The sequence below is a fragment of the Aliikangiella aequoris genome, from assembly GCF_053709105.1.
The window spans coordinates 1,863,972-1,882,029 of record NZ_CM132298.1 but is presented as its reverse complement, the minus strand read 5'-3'; the positions used below and the strand labels follow the sequence as shown (position 1 = coordinate 1,882,029).

At 37.6% G+C, this 18,058-nt stretch carries 10 protein-coding genes; 2 read left to right on the top strand and 8 right to left on the bottom strand.

The features are described from left to right. The first annotated feature begins 184 nt into the window (after positions 1-184). Complete coding sequence (locus tag ACUR5C_RS08160) at positions 185-3,157, top strand: sigma 54-interacting transcriptional regulator (protein ID WP_454464619.1); 2,973 nt, start codon at positions 185-187, stop codon at positions 3,155-3,157. 77 nt (positions 3,158-3,234) lie between these two features. Here the strand turns inward: ACUR5C_RS08160 and ACUR5C_RS08155 are convergent, their stop codons facing one another. The 8 genes from ACUR5C_RS08155 to ACUR5C_RS08120 form a co-directional block, all read right to left on the bottom strand. Continuing rightward, complete coding sequence (locus tag ACUR5C_RS08155; protein WP_454464618.1) at positions 3,235-5,019, bottom strand: GGDEF/EAL domain-containing response regulator; 1,785 nt, start codon at positions 5,017-5,019, stop codon at positions 3,235-3,237. 70 nt (positions 5,020-5,089) lie between these two features. After that, positions 5,090-8,335 (bottom strand): ligand-binding sensor domain-containing protein, encoded by a 3,246-nt coding sequence (locus ACUR5C_RS08150; protein WP_454467861.1) that lies wholly within the window; start codon positions 8,333-8,335, stop codon positions 5,090-5,092. Between the two features lie 49 nt (positions 8,336-8,384). After that, the gene (locus ACUR5C_RS08145) at positions 8,385-10,133 is read right to left on the bottom strand and encodes a S8 family peptidase (RefSeq protein WP_454467860.1); all 1,749 of its coding nucleotides are present in this window, start codon (positions 10,131-10,133) and stop codon (positions 8,385-8,387) included. A gap of 426 nt (positions 10,134-10,559) precedes the next feature. Then, a complete protein-coding gene (locus tag ACUR5C_RS08140) occupies positions 10,560-10,946 on the bottom strand; it encodes a hypothetical protein (protein ID WP_454467859.1) in 387 nt (128 codons plus the stop codon). Between the two features lie 54 nt (positions 10,947-11,000). Continuing rightward, entirely contained in the window at positions 11,001-12,431 is a 1,431-nt protein-coding gene (locus ACUR5C_RS08135; protein ID WP_454467858.1) for an MASE1 domain-containing protein, read from the bottom strand. Between the two features lie 78 nt (positions 12,432-12,509). Beyond that, positions 12,510-13,358, bottom strand: coding sequence for an Lnb N-terminal periplasmic domain-containing protein (locus ACUR5C_RS08130; protein WP_454467857.1), 849 nt, complete (start codon positions 13,356-13,358; stop codon positions 12,510-12,512). 228 nt (positions 13,359-13,586) lie between these two features. After that, positions 13,587-15,002 (bottom strand): hypothetical protein, encoded by a 1,416-nt coding sequence (locus ACUR5C_RS08125; protein WP_454467856.1) that lies wholly within the window; start codon positions 15,000-15,002, stop codon positions 13,587-13,589. Positions 15,003-15,506: 504 nt separating this feature from the next. Continuing rightward, complete coding sequence (locus ACUR5C_RS08120; RefSeq protein ID WP_454467855.1) at positions 15,507-15,947, bottom strand: SRPBCC family protein; 441 nt, start codon at positions 15,945-15,947, stop codon at positions 15,507-15,509. 299 nt (positions 15,948-16,246) lie between these two features. On the opposite strand from ACUR5C_RS08120, the gene ACUR5C_RS08115 reads away from it, so the two are divergent. Further along, positions 16,247-18,040: a hypothetical protein gene (locus tag ACUR5C_RS08115; protein WP_454467854.1), complete on the top strand. Its 1,794-nt coding sequence runs from the start codon at positions 16,247-16,249 to the stop codon at positions 18,038-18,040. Positions 18,041-18,058 lie beyond the last annotated feature (18 nt).

Here is an 18,058-nt window from a genome sequence, read left to right as displayed (position 1 = left end):
CCTACTATGTGAAATGACACTATGCTTTAGACTTTGGCTACCTCTTGTAAACCTTGTTTAAAAAACAACCTAGAAGCTAGATACGGCAGCATTAATTGATATAATTACTCAATATTTGAACTACACTTAGTGTTTAACTCTATGTGTGTAACTAATTTGAAAATAAGCAGCGTCTCTACCCGCAATGAATTCTAGTCGAAATACAATTGATGTTTATCTTGACGCGATAGCAACTTATAGCAATGCGGCCTCAGTTAATTTATGCCTATACCCTATTAACAATACAGAAAAAGCATTTGCCGTATATAAAAATACGCAAGCTAAACTACCAGAGTTTGAATCGAATTCCTCTCTCGAAGAGTTAATTAGGCCATTGCATAGTCAGCATTCCGGTTCTTCTAATTTCTTTGTCGTTAATGGAAAAATAGCATGTTCAAAATTAATTTTCTTGAATATTTCAAATTTACACTCACTATATCAAGCGAAAAATCCACTCTGTATTAAAGAAAAGCGTATAGACACATTAGCGGTTAATAACGAACAATCTGAACCAGTTTGGCTTTGCTTAGGCTTGATATTTAAACAATCCCCTCCAAACTGGTTACAAGAAAACGATAACCTACATGTACCATTTATGAATCATGCTCCACTTTTGAGTAAACTGCTTTATTTGGGTAGTTATCTTATTGAAGAAGCTGAAAAAAATAAGCGTTTCTTGTCTGATCCTATTACCTCACTGTCTGGACGAGTTGACTTTCAAAATCGTTTAGGAGAACTCTTAAGTTCTGCAAACGTTGTTGCGCTAATATTGATTAATCCCATGGACTTTCAACAGATTAACAAAAAATTTGGACATGACGCTGGAGACTCTGTTATTGGTGAAATAGCGACTAAACTTGTTAGTTCGGTACGTAAAAGCGATTTATTAAGTCGCTTTGGAGGAGCATTGTTTGCCGTAGGAGCTAAAATCAAGCTGACTTCAGAGCTGCAGCCATTACTCGAAAAACTACAAAAATCCCTATCAAAATCAAAGTACTTGAATGGTACCCTTTCACCTGATTTTAATTTTGGCATTTCAATTTTTAACAGAAATGATAACGTAGAATTAGTATCTGACCCTGTCAATGATTTGATAGGAAAAGCTGACCAAGCGCTTTTCGCTGCTAAACAAGAAAAAACGACTCACTTTGTAGTCTGGCAAGAAGAGCAATTAGAAAAGTTTAGTTATCACCCAGATCATATCGGCAATATTTTTACTGCTGATACTGCTACTGATTACAGAAACATGTTATTGCTCTGGGATATATCCAATCTTATAGCTACTAACAATGATTTCTACAGTTTACTCGAAAATTTTATTGTGAGACTAGCAAAAACCTTTAATTTCCATTTTGCAGGACTCTTCAAATTAGAAACGCCTAATAAATTATCTATAGACTGTTGTTATGCGATAGATGCTGATGAAAATATTTCTACGATATCATCCCCTAAATCTGATTATACAAAGTATATAAAGAAGCTTGTTACAAGCAATAAACCTTTTACGCCTATATTGACCGCTCTAGACAACGATGAAATGTTATTTATCGTTCCGTTTAATGACAATGAATTAATTTTTACTTTAGTTGGTAAGAAAAACGTTTTTAGTATAGCGAGTGACAGTCAATTATTGTTAATTGCCTTAGTAAAACAACTAGGTCGAGCTCATGTCAGAGCAACGTTAGAAAAAAAATTAAACTTACAACTGCTTTCGCAACAGGACAAATTAAAGGCGGAACTTAGCGAGTTGAAACAAAGTATAAACGCCAGCGAACTGCATTATCAGTCTGAAGTAATGCAAAAACTAATGAATAAAGTACAAAGAACCGCGAAGTCAAATACTACAACGCTAATTATTGGCGAGAGTGGCACAGGTAAAGAGCGGCTGGCGCATACAATTCATCAACTAGGGAGCCGCTATGATAAGCCGTTTGTAATTGTCGACTGTGGTTCAATTCCTGAGTCGCTAATTGAATCAGAGCTTTTCGGATATATAAAAGGAGCTTTCACCGGTGCCCAAAATGCTAACAAAGGTCGCATACTTGAAGCCGACGGTGGTACTTTAATGCTAGATGAAATAGGTGAACTCCCAATACAAGTACAAGCAAAACTACTTAGATTTGTACAAGAAAAACAGTTTACCCCGGTCGGCGGTACGCAGACAATTAGTGTGAATGTTAAAATAGTGGCCGTTACTAATCGAGATCTTGAGGATGAAGTCAAGCTTGGAAACTTTAGGCAAGATTTATTCTATCGACTTAATGTTGTTGTACTGAGGCCTCCTCCCCTTCGACATCGCATAGACGATATACTGCTACTCGCAAAACACTTTCTTAAGCGCTATAGCATTCAACATGAAGAGCCTCTTAAGACTCTTGCAGAAGATGCTATCCAAAGCATGCTCAGCTATCATTGGCCAGGAAACGTTCGTGAACTAGAAAATAAGCTGATGCAAGCGAGTTTGTTATGTGAGGACAATCTAATAACATGCAAAGATCTTAACATTAATAGCCTCAATAACGACCAAAGTTCGCAAATAGTGAATATATATCAACAAGAGAAAATAAATGATGAGCGAAGTATTTCTACCATTCATTCATCACCTACTAAAATGAGTCATCCTTACTCTTCTCCTAAACCTTATGCCGCTTTATCTACTAGCTTAAATGAAAAAAATATTCTCACGTCATTTAAGGCAGGTGTTAACGAGCTTTTAACGTTTTTTCGCGAGAATAATGTTTTGAACAGAGCTTTTATTGGCCAATGGTTAGAGGATGATTTAGTTATGGAAACCTTTAAAGTTTGTAAAGGTAATTCAAAGCAAGTTGCGTTACGATTAGGTTTAGCAAACAGTACCGTGAGACGCAGGTTGAAAAAATTAGAGTTAATACAGCCAGAGAGGCCTAGAGAGTGGGGGCTAGTGCTCGATACTTTAATACCATTGATTCAAGGTGACATTTATATCGGTAAAGATAGTATAAAACAGCTGAAATTAATTTTGATGAATGAGGTACTTAATCAGTATGGTGATAACCCGACAATCGCTTCGACTATAATGGGTATGAGTGAGCCCACTTTTTATAAATGGAAGAAACAAATTGCAACCAAATCGAGTTAATATAAAACCGTTCAATAATTTAATAGTTCTTTATTCAACATCGCAATATTTTTGAAAGTCGGTTGAGTAAAGCTTATTTATTTCGAATCTACGTGGATTGCTTCCTTATATTGGTTAATTAGTAATCTCTCAATTACTGATGCGCTATTCGGTCGGCTAAAGTAATAACCTTGTAATAGCGCACAATAGTTGTGCTTAAGAAAGTTGATCTGACAGATATCTTCCACCCCTTCCGCGACTACTTTTAGCTTTAGCTTTTCAGCTAGTGCCATTATTGCACTTACTATAGCGCAGTCTTCACTCGCCTCCGAAATATCACCGATAAAGGAGCGATCGATCTTTAAGGTGTCGATGGGTAGTGACTTTAAGTAAGATAACGATGAATAGCCAGTTCCGAAATCATCGACGGCTAAGCGTATCCCCATTTCTTTTAAGCGCAATAACTTTTGTACGCTTTCGCCAAGGTTGCTCATAATAATACTTTCAGTAAGCTCTAGCTCTAAGTGGCAGGCACTTAGTTTATTTTCCTTTAGAGCTGCAAAAACATTATCTAAAAAATTAGGATGGTCAAATTGGCAGGCTGATACATTGACTGCCATTCTAGTAAAATGCGCTCCTTTGTCGAGCCACAGCTTAGCTTGTGCACATGCGTTAAATAGTACCCAGTTCCCAATGTTGACTATTAGTCCAGACTCTTCAGCAATTGGAATAAATTCGTCAGGTGAAACCAAACCTAAAGTTGGATGTGACCATCTTAATAAAGCCTCAACACTGGTCACCCTTCCCGTTCGGCTATCAATTTGAGGTTGATAATGTAAATGTAACTCATCTTTAGCTAGTGCTTTTCGCAGATCGGTTTCTAATCTTAATCGTTTACGAGCGGACGCATTCATCGCCATATCGTAAGTTCGATAGCCACAGCCACCTTTGCTCTTTGCTATATACATTGCTTTTTCGGCATTTCTTAGTAAACACTTAACATCAGTTCCATCTTTCGGGTACATGGAAACGCCAATACTAGGAGATACGACAACTTCCTGTTGATTTATAGTGATAGGTTGATTGATTGTTTTAACTAATCTTTTTGCTATTCTCTCTAGCGAGCTCTGCGCTTCGATATTTTCAAGATAAATTGTAAATAAATTGCCACCTATTCTTGCTAATTGCTCTGGTGCGCTTTGACTGTCTGCCTTAACCATAAATATATCACTTGATCTAAGGGCCTTACTCAATTTTTTGCTAATTTCTACAAGTAGTTTATCGCCAAAGTCATGCCCTAAAGTATCATTGAATCGTTTGAAATTATCTAAGTCTATGACTAGTAGCCCGGAAGTTACAAAACTATTTCTAGCTTGTGCTAACTTAGTATTAACAAGCTCAACAAAGCTTTGTCGGTTTGTTAATCCAGTTAATGCATCATAACGGGTTATTTGATTGAACATCGTTTTTTCATTTTGCTTAGTCGTACTTTTGGTAATTAAGTGGAATGTTCTTTGTCTAAATGTTTCTGTGCAAAATGGTAGTGGCATAAAATCACTCGCGCCGTTACTAAATGCTTTTTCTGACTCGTCAGGACTTATGCCTTGCGTAAGCATAAAAATTTCTGAGCCAATTCCTTTTGATTGGGGCTCTATTTCTCGACAAATTTGAAATCCACAGCTGTTCTTTATACATTCTGGTAGAATGATTACATTCGGTTTTAATCTCTCTAATAATAAACTTAGCTGAGCTTTAGATTCAGCTAAACAGAGACTAATGTCCTGTTCATTCAAGTTTTTTTCAATTAAGCTCATGATAGTTGAGTCAGGATCAAATACTACGACTGACCTTTCTGTTACCTGGCTTATATCTAATGCTAGCACTCAATTTTCCTCAAATAGTTTTCACTATCCACTTAATCTTCTATTAATTACATTGCGGTAATTGCTGTTCTTATACTTCAGTTGTTTCTGGTGTATTACACACTAATTTCACGTAACCATCTTCAACGACTTTATCTAAACTATTTGATAGTTGGTTCATAAAAGAGACTTGTGGTTTTTTTTCTGACTGACTAATACCTACCCAAGTATTCCTCCCTAAAGCTTTAGAGCGATAGAGCGCTTTATCTGCAATAGCTTGCACTTGTTCCCAGCTTAGTAGATGCGGATAACTCTTATGAAAAGGGTAAAACGAAAAACCAATAGAACAAGACAGATGTAATTTTTGTTTTAAGCCTATTTCAAAAGGCTCTTGGCTAATGCTTTTACGGAGCCTTTCTGCGAGTAACACTACTTCTTCTTCATTATTTGCTGTACCGATAACTAAAAACTCATCACCGCCCCAGCGGACTAAAGTATCTGAGCGACGACAGGTACGCTTTAGTATATTGGCAACATCAGTTATGACTCTATCTCCTGCCGAGTGACCATATGTATCATTGACAGGTTTAAATCCATCTAAATCAAACATTAAGAAAAATAGACGATGTTTAGACTCTGCGTTAGTTGAATTAGGTTCGTCTAGCTCGTAGAAACGTCGATCGGTATCAGCTATCACTTTGTCTATGACGTCATCTAGATAGCGCCTATTATTTAGCCCAGTCAGTTGGTCTGTTACACTGGCTTTTTGTAATTTACTATTTACAAACTGTAGCTCTTCAGTTCTTATCCTGACGTTTTTTTCAAGTTCTACACGGTACTCTTTCGCTTTTTCATTTCTAGCTATATAGGCTTTTGCAGAAGCTACAATCAATAAAACTAATATAATTGCATAGGCAATATAGGCCCACCAAGATTTCCAGGGCGCGGGTAACACTGTGACTGCTAAATCGATACCATGCTCACTCCATACGCCATCATTATTTGCGGCCATCACCTTAAAGTTATAACTACCAGCAGGAAGGTTGGTATAAGTCGCTCTACGTAGATTACCTGCATTGATCCAATTCTCATCAAAACCTTCGAGAATATAGCGGTATTGATTATTATTTGGTTGCGCATAATCTAACCCAGCAAATTCAAAAGCAACAAAGTAGTCCTGATGACGGATGTCGATTTTTTTTAGATTTCGTAGTTTATTATTTTCATGACTTTCGCTATTCATTTTAAGAAATTTTGTTAACACAACTGGCGGCTGGTGAGAATTTGGCTGGATGTCTTTAGGATTAAAAATTGTCAATCCGTTAGAACCACCAAAATATAAAGAACCTGAATCATCTTTAAAGTAGGCACCAGCATTAAAATCATTACCCTGTAAGCCATGGGAGGAATCATAGTTTAAGATCGATTCAGAAACGGGATCAAATTTACTCAAGCCACGATTTGAGCTCAACCAAAGAAATCCATCTTGATCTTCAACTATTCCATAAATAGCATTACTTGGTAGGCCGCTATTTCGATTATATTGAGTGAATTTATAGGTGCCGTTCTTCCTATCCGATCTAGATAATTTATTTAACCCTCCTCCATAGGTTCCTATCCATAAATTACCTAGTTTATCTTCGTGCAATGTCAATACGTGATCACTTGATATTGAATATGAGTTTAATGGATCAGACTTAAAAACTAGTGCTTGTTGATTAAACGGGTTGAATAAATTTAGTCCCCCGCCCCAGGTTCCCAACCAGAGTAGACCATCTTTACGAACTTCAATAGCTAAAATATTGTTACTACTTAAACTTTCAGGTTTTTTTACATCTTTTTTAAAATGAGTAAATATTGCCTTGTCTACCTCAAACAAATTAAGACCACCTTTAAAAGTACCCACCCAAAGGTTGCCATTCGATGCTGGTTTGATAACCGTTACACCATTAGCGCTTAAGCTATTTTCATTTTCTGCAGAGTGTTTAAATGAAGTAAATTTTTTTGTATTAATGTCAAATAGGTTAAGCCCATTATTTTTAGTTCCAATCCAAAGGTGGTCTTTAGAGTCCGCATGTAACGACATGACTTTGCGGCCAGAAAGCCCTTCAACTGTATTAGTCGGATGATAGTGATTCACTTTATCCTGTGTAATCTGATTTAATCCGTTATAGGTTCCCACCCATATATCACCCGATGAGCTTTGGTGGATCGCATTAACTCCATTGTCGGTTAAGCTTAATTTTTGTGTGGGAACATGATGTAAATGCTTAAATGCTTTAGTCGCACTATTCCACTTATTTAATCCAGCGTAGGTACCAACCCAGAAAACACCGCCGTTGTCATAATAAAGTTGCGTTGTTTTATTTGATCCAAGACTAAAGCGATTAAGTGGATCATGCCTAAGGTTATAGAAACTTTGGCTTTCTTGATTCCAGCGCGATAACCCCATATCAGTTGCAATCCAGACAAACCCCTCCGGATCTTCAAGAATGTCACGAACCTGGTTGTTATTTAAACTATTAGGATTTTGTGGATTATGTGAAAAGTGGACAAATTCTGTGGCACCAAATGGGAGCATACTTACGCCGTTATCGTAACTACCTACCCATAAATTTTTATTACTATCAATGAACAATGCTCGTGAACGATCGCTTGACAATTGCATCGAAGTAGAAACATTTCGATTGAACCTTGTAAAAGTTTCCTTAAGAGGGTCAAAACGGTTAAGACCTCCACCGTCCAATGCAATCCAAAGATAGCCTAAAGAGTCTTCGACAATGTCTCTAACCTTATTATTTGCTAGTGAGTTTTGGTTATAGGGGTCATACTTATAATGCTTAAAACTATCTGTATTTTCATCATATTTATCTAACCCGCCATCACTTCCTATCCAAAGGCGACCAGCACTATCAGAGAAAATAACTCTAATACTATTGTTACTTATAGCACCTTTTTTTTTGGAATGTTGATATCGGGTAAACTCTAGATTGTTAGCATCAAATCGATTTAGCCCACCTCCATCTGTGCCAACCCAAAGGTTCTTGCTGGCGTCTTCACCTAACGCTAAAATCAAATCGGAAGATATTGAGTTTTGATCGTTCTGATCGTAAGAAAATACTTTAAAGTTATACCCATCGAAACGGTTAAGACCTTCTTGAGTACCAAACCACATAAACCCATCTTTGTCTTGATGAATAGCAAGAACAGCTTCTTGAGATAAGCCTTGTTCAAGGTTTAAGTGCTGAAATCGAATATTAGGCTCAATCAAAGTAACTGCTACTAATGTATTTATTTTGATGACTAATAAAAAAGTTAGCCATTTTAAACTATGCATAAATACGATTCCGTAGCAGTTTGATAAATAGGATAATGACACTAGGCGCCTACTCCTGCTCTACCCACGAATTAACTTCTATATCAGTAGAATTGCTTTCATTCCAGGTGATACCTTCATTCCAGGTGATACCTTCGTTCCAGGTGATACCTTCATTCCAAGTGATACCTTCGTTCCAGGTGATACCTTCGTTCCACGTAATTCCTTCGTTCCACGTGATCCCTTCGTTCCACGTGATCCCTTCATTCCAAGTGATCCCTTCGTTCCAAGTGATCCCTTCATTCCAAGTGATCCCTTCATTCCAGGTAATACCATTAGCGTCAATTAAATAAAATTTTCCTTCAGCGTCAACTTGAGTAGGGCCTTGGTAATGCGTAGTTCCTTCTAAATCGGCTGTAATATCTAAGCCTTGGTTAGCACAACCAGTTGCGTTGCTATGGACCGCGGCCCAAGCATTAACTAGACCAGCTCCTTGATTGAATGGACTATACGCAATGCTTCCGTCACTATTAACTGCTGTTTGTGCAGAACTTTTTAAACGACATTTAATATCATTAGGACTCAGACCCGAATTAACTTGCAACATTAAGGCAACGGTACCTGCGACTACCGCTGATGCTTGTGAAGTTCCTGAAATTTCAAAATAATTTTCACCAACCGCAGCTTCAGGATGAGCGTTCATTAAAGTCGTCCAATAACGGTTATTTATTTTACCCAAAACATGACCACCCCACGCAACCACGTCTGGTTTAACAAAGCCATCGTGAGTGGGTCCTGCAGCCGAAAAGCTAGTAAGCCGATCGTCGGTATAGTCATACGGAGTGTAATGATCAGTCATCGCACCGACTGTTATAACGTAAGGTACGTTACCGGGAACAGAAATGGTCATTGGATCTGGGCCATTATTCCCTGCTGAAGTCACCACTACAATTCCAGCTTGCCAAGCTTTCATTACGGCTTGGTTGAGTGGGTCAGCCCAATAGTTAGATTGCGGCTTAGCGCCCACAGATAAATTTAAGACGCTAATTCCATAGCGGTATTTATTCGAGATAACCCAGTCAATAGATTTGATCATATTCACGTAAGTTCCCTTGCCGCTCTGATCAAACGCTCTAACAGCGACTATACTGGCATCAGGAGCGATTCCATTATAGTGGCCATAAGCATCGCGAACGCTACTAACTGCTACGCCAGCGATATGACTACCATGCCCATGCGCATCGGTATCACTGTTGGTACTTATTTGATAGCCGCGAATAGCATCATAATGCGCTAAGATACGATCTTGCTGATAACTATTACGTTTGAGAAATGCGCCACCTTTTGTCCCTACAGAAATACCGCTATCAATAAACGCGATGGTAACTCCTTTTCCTGTTATACCAAGACGGTGCAGCTCACTAGCTCCAGTTTGTCGAGTCACATTAGTCGCCGTAGAATAACTACTGGTAGTGACTGGATGATTGCTAAATACTTTAATTCCGTTAGTTAGCTTTAATGCGGATAACTGACGTTGACTTAAATTAGCAGCAACCGCGTTTATTATAGAAAGTTCGTCTGTTACTTCGCCGCCAACCTTGTTGACTAAGCGAATCATAATCTTTGTTTCCAAGCCTTGGATTATAAAAGATCGCTTTACCGATTGGGTAACTAGAGGCGTTTTTTCTATAATAGTCGGTTCATCTGATTTAGAGAACATGGCCTTCCCTAAACCGATGATTACGGTTAAAACAATTAATGCTTTAATCGCTAACTGGTATTGACCTAACTTTTGAACAATAACTAAATGGCTTAACATGCATATCTCCAATAAGGATATATTTTATCTATGCACTACTTAGCATAATATATGCCAATAATTCAGAATTATTTATGTCGTTGAAATATATAAATAAAATGATACGACAACAATGAAGTTAAACTTTACTATCATTATGACTTAATATATGACTTTCATTATGAGCAAACAAAACGATAACTAGTTAACATTTTTGGGTCATTTTAATAGTTGAGTTTTCTATTATATTAAACCCTCACACTGTCTTTTTTGTAGAGTGACAACTGGTATAGAAATTGATATTTTTCGCAGATTGCTCACAATGTATCCAGCATCTTACACTCAGCCTATTTTAAGCGGTACAGTGATAACAAGCGTTTGAAGGTAAATCAATAGTTGAATTGCGAGTGCGAGTCATTGTTGTTATCCCTTCTGGCTTTCCCTTCTTTAGCTTATATTGCTTTTTATCGCTTTTTGTTGAGCCGCTCTGTAGCGTCGAATATTCTCAGTAACGCTATCTGTCTTTTCAAACTTAACATCGGTTGGTGCAAGCATTAAATGCTCAATTGGTTCGCTAGGCTTAACCGGTAAATATTGGGCTATTAGGATAACTAATCCAAACTGAACTACAATGACTGGAATTAAAATTAGCATATTTCCGAAGAATATAAAGTTTGCCAACGGTAGCAACATTAAGGTCAGAAAATTTGCCAAACGCATTCTTAATGAATATTTGAAGAGATGACCACATCCTATGCATTTCATAACCTGATGAAATGCAAATATTTTCCAATACAACTCTTGTTTTCTACAAGCCGGGCAAGTTCTTTTCATATTACACTCGAGATCAAAACGCTTTCGTCCATGGAGGTGCTTTTTGTTTGTATCCTACTTAAAACTAACTTGATTTTTCCCGTTAGCTTTTGATTGATATAAAGCTTCATCAGCTCTATCTACTAAGCTAATAATTGAATCATTAGGCTGTACTAAAGTCGCCCCTAAACTTATCGTAATAGATTTTTCTAAACCGAGTTTGTTTTCACTAATAATGGTACGAACTTTCTCAGCCAATATTATAAGCGACTTTTTATCGGTATCGGTACAAACAATGATAAATTCCTCCCCTCCCCAGCGACCAAATAAGTCAGCATGGCGTACATGCACTTTGATTAACTGGCTAAGCGAAACTAACACTTTATCGCCTTCGGTATGTCCATATTCGTCATTAATTCTTTTAAAGTTATCGATGTCTAACATGATGATCCCAAAAGGTCTGCCGCTGCGAGAAAAACGTGATAGCTCAACTTCTACAAACTCGGTGATTCGATATCTATTCCAAATATTGGTTAACTGATCAAGTCGAAATAAATTTTCTAACTCAACTTGTTTGTTCTTTAATTGTAACGAGGTCAGTTTTTGACGATAAACAATAATGGCGATTGAAAACATGACTAATGAAAATAATGCGATAAATAACTGTAAATCCAGTAACGCCTTTAAACCACTTGCTTCAGCAAAGGGCCCATGCCCAAGAGAAGTCGCATAAACCGCAAGCGAAGCAACCATTGTTTGAATCGTAAAAACTGCTCTTTGTCCGCTATACATTACGGTAAAAAGTGCTACCGGTATAAGCAATACCATTAAAATTAAGAGCCATTTAGGTAATGACACTAAGCCGAAAATCATCGCTGTGAAGCTCACGCAGTAAATGCTTAGCAATATAACAATGGGAACCTGATAGGCGACTCGGTAAGGCGAACGTACAAGCCAAGCTAATAATAATGGCCCAAAGATCATAGCACCAGTCGCGTCACCGATAAACCAAGTGATAAAAGTTGTAGCAAAGTTACTCAAATCAATAAAATTAAATAGAGTTAAACCACTAACACCGAATACGGCACTAATCAACGGGCCTAAAATAACAGCTAATATAAGATAAACCAAAAAATCATAAATAGTTAAAAAGGGATAATGGCTGCCTATTTTCTTTTGAATTAAATAGGCCATAACGACACAACAAATAACGTCGCCAATACCGTTAAGGGAAGCCGCTAGAACAGCTGCGAGTATAGAATAAAACGAATCAAATTTTAGATAAGCCCAAATATTGCCAATAAACGCGCCTAAAAATACGCCAGGCCAAAGGTAATACCCTTTATAAAGCACCAACGCTATCATCAACCCAGAAGGAATCCAAACTGGCGTGACATTACCAGGCTCGATAGAGAAAAGCTGACCAATCCGCGCTGCAACTACATAGATAATAGCGGTTAATAATATCTCAAATAACTGTTTGGTTTGTGGCATAAATTGATACATTAAACCTTATCTATAGCTATATGCTAATCCCTGAAGTGACAACCTACTCTTTCAGTCTAGACTAACTATTGACGAGTATCACTCACTTTTGGACTTCAATTGGTATTGGCGAACTCGCGCTTTTAAGCGTTGAAAATAATTTTCTCTAATTAGTCGATAAAAATTTACATCGTCAGCAGCAAACGAATCAGCTTGAATAAGTGCGGCTTCTCTTATTATTTTTAATGAATATTCATTTTCAATCAACCCGTACTGATAGGCTATTTTATCTGAGTAGCCTGATAAAACGATTCGAGGATCTAAGTAATATTGCCAAGCGGATAAATTGGTATGTTTCATAATACTGTTAGTACAGTTTGAGGTAAAAGTATTGTAAAATTCTGGCGTCTGGTTAAGCTTGTTAGCCGTTTTAAGCATGTCTAAAAACATCTTTTGGGCGCGTTTTTTAGTTACTTTCAATGGCATAAAGTAAACAGATTCGAGTCTTTTATGAGTCCTAACGCCGATAATATCTTGCTCATCTGCTATGACATAAGCTAAATGATACTGATCGAGAGCGCCTTTTGTCGGACTATATGTCTGTTCCGGTCTCATTCTAGCTTCTATTGATATAACGACAGGGTCTTTATCACCAAAATCAAAAGAAAGAAAGGTATGCGCTAAGCCCGGTGAAGCGAAAACTGAAATGCCAAACCAAACACTTTCTAGCTGGTTGATATCCACACTACGCTGGCTCCAATTGATAGTAGCGGGCTGGCCATTGGTGTCGTATCGCGCTCGTCTAAAATTATGAATTACTGCTGTTGACTCTGCAAACTCTATTTTTGGAATATGTTCATATTGACTCTGCCAAAGCCCAGCGTTGCTCGGCGTGTTAAAATAATAGAAAGCATTTAGCAATGCTAAACACAAAACGAATATTAGCACTATCTTCCAAAGAAGATTTAGTGGTCTCCAATAACTCAACAATTTAGAAAACTTGATTTTTATATTCCACCGATGAAAGTACAGAAAAGTTAATAAAATAACACGCGCAACACTCAACAGTTTATCAGACTAGTCTAAAGTCTTAATAATGCTTTATTCGGTTTTAGCTTAGTTATTTGATTTTTGAAATTTAACTTATGAAATTTAGCATTAAAATCAAATAAAAAATCATTTAGCCCTAAAACCAAACAATTGCTGCTGCATAATTTCATCGGCAACCCCTTCGGGTAACTTAGACGTCCAATCTCCAGGCCCCATATCAATTTCTTTTAATACTTCTCTTGAGTATATTTCAAACAGCTTATGGTCGCTCGAGTCAATCCCTTTAATAAAACCATTCTCTAGTAAATGTAAATACAAATGGTGCAAGTTATCGGGCACTTTTACCTTGGTTATATCATTAAGATCACCATTGGTATCAAGTTCAGGGTAAACAAAGAGCCGGGTGTGATCGGGAAATAGCTTGCCAAAACCTTCTAATATGCCGCCTTCTAGACTTTGGTAAAACTCTTCGTTAAAAATTTGCTTAATATTCAGCATTCCAACCACAATTCCGATTTGTAGTTTAGTAAACTGTCTAAAATAGGCGCGCAATGAGAAGTATCGTGTATAGTCAGAAACCATGACATTATAGCCTAGCAAATTGAGCAGTTTTACTCGCTCTATTAGATCTTCTTCAGTAACGTTGGCATCGTTTCCATGAATATCATTAATTGAAATCTCTGCAATTAACACGGTATTGTCTTTCTGTACGCCATCCATTTTTAAGAAGGATTTCTTACCTTGCTCTATCATATCGACATTAAGCTTAGTTACAGGCTTAAATGACCCTCGAGTGGTCAACACATTCTTTTTGTAAAAAAGCTCAGCGGGAATTGCTACATTGCCGTCAGGTGTAAATATAACGGCTCTGGTTTTCCAACTACGAATTAAATGAATATTCTTTGCTCGGTTGTCTATATCTTCGAAATAAGGCCCGCGAAATTCGATAGAATCAATTTCTATTCTATCAGCCTTTAAATTATCAGTGAGTGAATCAATAATTCGTTTAGGGTTTTCAAAGTAGTAATAGGCGGCGTAAATTAGGTTGACTCCAACCACGCCTAGCGCTTGCTGTTGTGCTTCAGCATTATCATCAAACATGCGCACGTGAATAACAATATCTGATGGTTCTGCGCCAGGATACATTTGCAGCCTTACTCCGCACCAAGCATGACACTCGTTATTGCGGTTAAAGCTTTTAGCGGCAACTGTCGCAGCATAGGTAAAAAAGCGAGACGACTTAGAGCGCACATCGCCGACTCGTTCTAAAACCAAGTCGAACTCTTGTTCCATCATCGCTTTAACCCGAGCTTTACTAACGTAGCGACCGTCTTCTTGAACACCATAAATGGCATTTGAAAACTTCATATCATAAGCAGAAATGGTTTTTGCCACCGTTCCTGCAGCGGCTCCGGCGACAAAGAAATTTCGTGCGACTTCTTGGCCTGCGCCAATTTCTGCAATAGTTCCGTATTTTTTCTCGTCTAAATTAAGTCGTAATGCCTTATCTCTAGTACTTCGAGAGCTCACCTGCTTATCCATTGATTCTCCAACTGTTTGTTATTGCTAACATAATTAGCCCCATTATGTCGCTGTTATTAGTTATAAGCATAGACGGTAATCTCATGATTTCTATAATAATTAAAATTAGTTAGACTACTGTCAATTGGACAACAGGCAGATTTTGCATGCTAGGTTAGGTACTTATAACTCGATCTAGGTCGACAAATCTATGCAAAAAACTAGGTGACGAGATATAAGGATGGATAGAATAAACCCAAAAATAAGATGACCTATTTACTTCAAACCATCTGCACAAAGCCCGCAAGGCTGCTCAATCAGGCATTGAAATAAGGTATTACAGTAAGGCATTAGAATAAGAGATTACAGTAAGGCATAAAAACCTATCCTTATGCCCTCTTTTAGACATTAGACATTAGACATTAGACATTAGACATTAGGCATTAGACATTTAATTGTCGCGATAAGCCTTCACTTTTGCGGTATATAAAACTGATGGTAATTATTTAACATTTGCAAAGTTGCTTAACTTTTCTGCTCTGCAAACGTCTTAAAACTTTGCATAAATTTAAGTGATTCTTTCTTAAACGCAAATGGCATAAAAAACATTAGAAACTTCATCACTAATTTATCGCTTTTAAATTCAGACTCTGCAATCCACTTGGTGGTGTTTTCGTCTACAACAACAAACTGGTTTTTTACCTGATTCCACATACCATCAGTTTCATAAGTGCCTTCAAACCTTTCCGGTAATTCACGTAGTGTTATGGTTTCGATTAATTCACATTGTTTTTTGCCATGACTCACTACAAATTTGGATTTTGCTCCTACCTGACCTGGCTCGCCGCTAATAGGCTGAAAACTTAGGAGGTTAGGCATCCACTTGGTCAAATTATCAGGATCATCAAATAGCTCAATCATTCTATCTCTAGCAACATTGACTTCAATTTCGTTTATGTATTTCATATTATTTCTTCTTATTGTGAGTTTAAGTAAACCTAAATTAAATGACGTGCAGTGTCAATTGCTGCTTAAAACTCATTTTTTTAAATTCAAACCGCGCTAAAAACAGATTTTCTAGTAATTTTTAGTATTTACAATCCTATAGTCATTTTTTAATCGCGAAATCTTAAACCGGTATGTAGAAATTTTTTATGTAGAGTATTATAATTTTTCTTTCACTACTGCCGTGTAGATGAACAAGTCTTGCTGTAATCGGCGCTCAATTGCGCTTTCCATTGCCAATTGAATCACTGGAGATTGGCATGCAGACAAAATCGATTCCTTCTAAAAGCCTTTTGGCTAGCGCTTGTTTAGTTTTTTTAAGCCTAGGCTGTGGAAGTTCAGATACCAAAATAGAAACAATAACCGATATCGTTATTCAAGAACCGCCTCCTCCCATTAGCCATCCGATTACGGTCAATGTTAATGCAAGTCTTGTCTCTGGAGACTTTCTATTTGACGATCAACCGGCACCCAATAGCGTCTATGTGCGAGCTAGCTACAGTTTCAGTCCACCATCCCTCGGAATACAAACAATCTTAGGCGAAACTCATGATTTAAGTTATGAAGCGATGGTAGTTAACGGTATTTATGAACTGTCTTACAATTATATACAAGGCGATACCTTACCTGTTAATAGCAGCGCTTTTATACCCCAAGTTTATTCGATTACAGAGAACCAAGTTAAAAATATTAATGTAGAAACAGCCACCTTACGAAGTACTTTTACGCTTAACGGTTCACCTTTTCCCGCATCTCCCTACGACAAAGGTGTTTTTTATTTACAGTCGGTTGATGGCGGAGAGCTAATTGAGTTAGCGCACAGTAATACTTCTCCCGAAATCATAAATCTATTGCCCGGCACCTACCATGTGTTATGGGACTACTGGCAAGGCGAAATAGTCCCGCGCAATAAAATGACAAGAGTTCAAAGTAATTTAGTCATTTCAGGAGCTAGCGTCTTATCCCTTGACCTTGTAACGCAAAGCATCCGCGTTGGTTATACGCTTAACGGAGCAGCCTTTCCAAATACTCCCTATCAAGTGGGAGAATTTTATTTAACTAAGAGTAGTGGCGCGGAAGTCTTTTTAGGCAAAACTTACGAGTCCGGAAATATCGTGAACCTTATTCCTGGCGTATATGATATAGAATATCGGGTATTCCAATCTGGTCCACAGGTACCGATTAACAAACGAGCAACACTATTTAATGACTTTAATGTTGATGGACCTTTATCTTTTGATGTGGAGACTTCAAACTTAACAATTAACTTAACTTTAAATGGCCAAGCATTTTTTAATAGCGCCTATGAAGATGGCATTATAGAGCTGTATGATAGTCAGTCTGAAAGTTATACTTGGCTCGGCCGTACCCACCAGAGCTTTAATGAAATTCAAGTAATTAATGGGGTTTACGATTTATATTACAGCTATGAAGATGGCAATTTAGTACCTAAAAACTATCGAGCACCAATTGCCAGTGATATTGATATTAACCTAGATAGACAAGTGGACGTTGATGTCTTAGGCCTCAATATTAGCGGAGCTATCACTCTTGATGGTGAAGATTTCCCTAACAACCAATATGACGCTGCTCATATTTTGCTGCGCGGTGAAAATACTCAGCAAGATATATTTTTGTTTGAAACCTTTGCGCAAGACGAAAATGTAGTCGTAATGCCGGGTACTTATGATGTTATTTATTCGTGTCAGACCTGTAACAACATTCCGGCTAATACTGATGCAATCATCATAGAAGATCTTGCTTTATCTGCCGATCAGCAAATTGCAATTGATTTAGAATCGGTTCGCATTGAAGTGTTTAAAACTTTAAACGAGAGTAGCTTTTCTGGTTCAATCTATGCAGCCGGTCAAATATATGGTGGCCTAACAGAACAAGATCGCGTTTTAATGGGCTATACAAATACTTCTCTTGCAGACATTGTAGTATTACCAGGCGATTATAATTTTTGGTACAAAGCAGTCAACACGACTGCGAATTTAGTGCCCATTAATGCTTGGGCTTTGGTCGACCAACAGAGTATTAATAACCCTTAAAATGTCACTTAGGTTGCT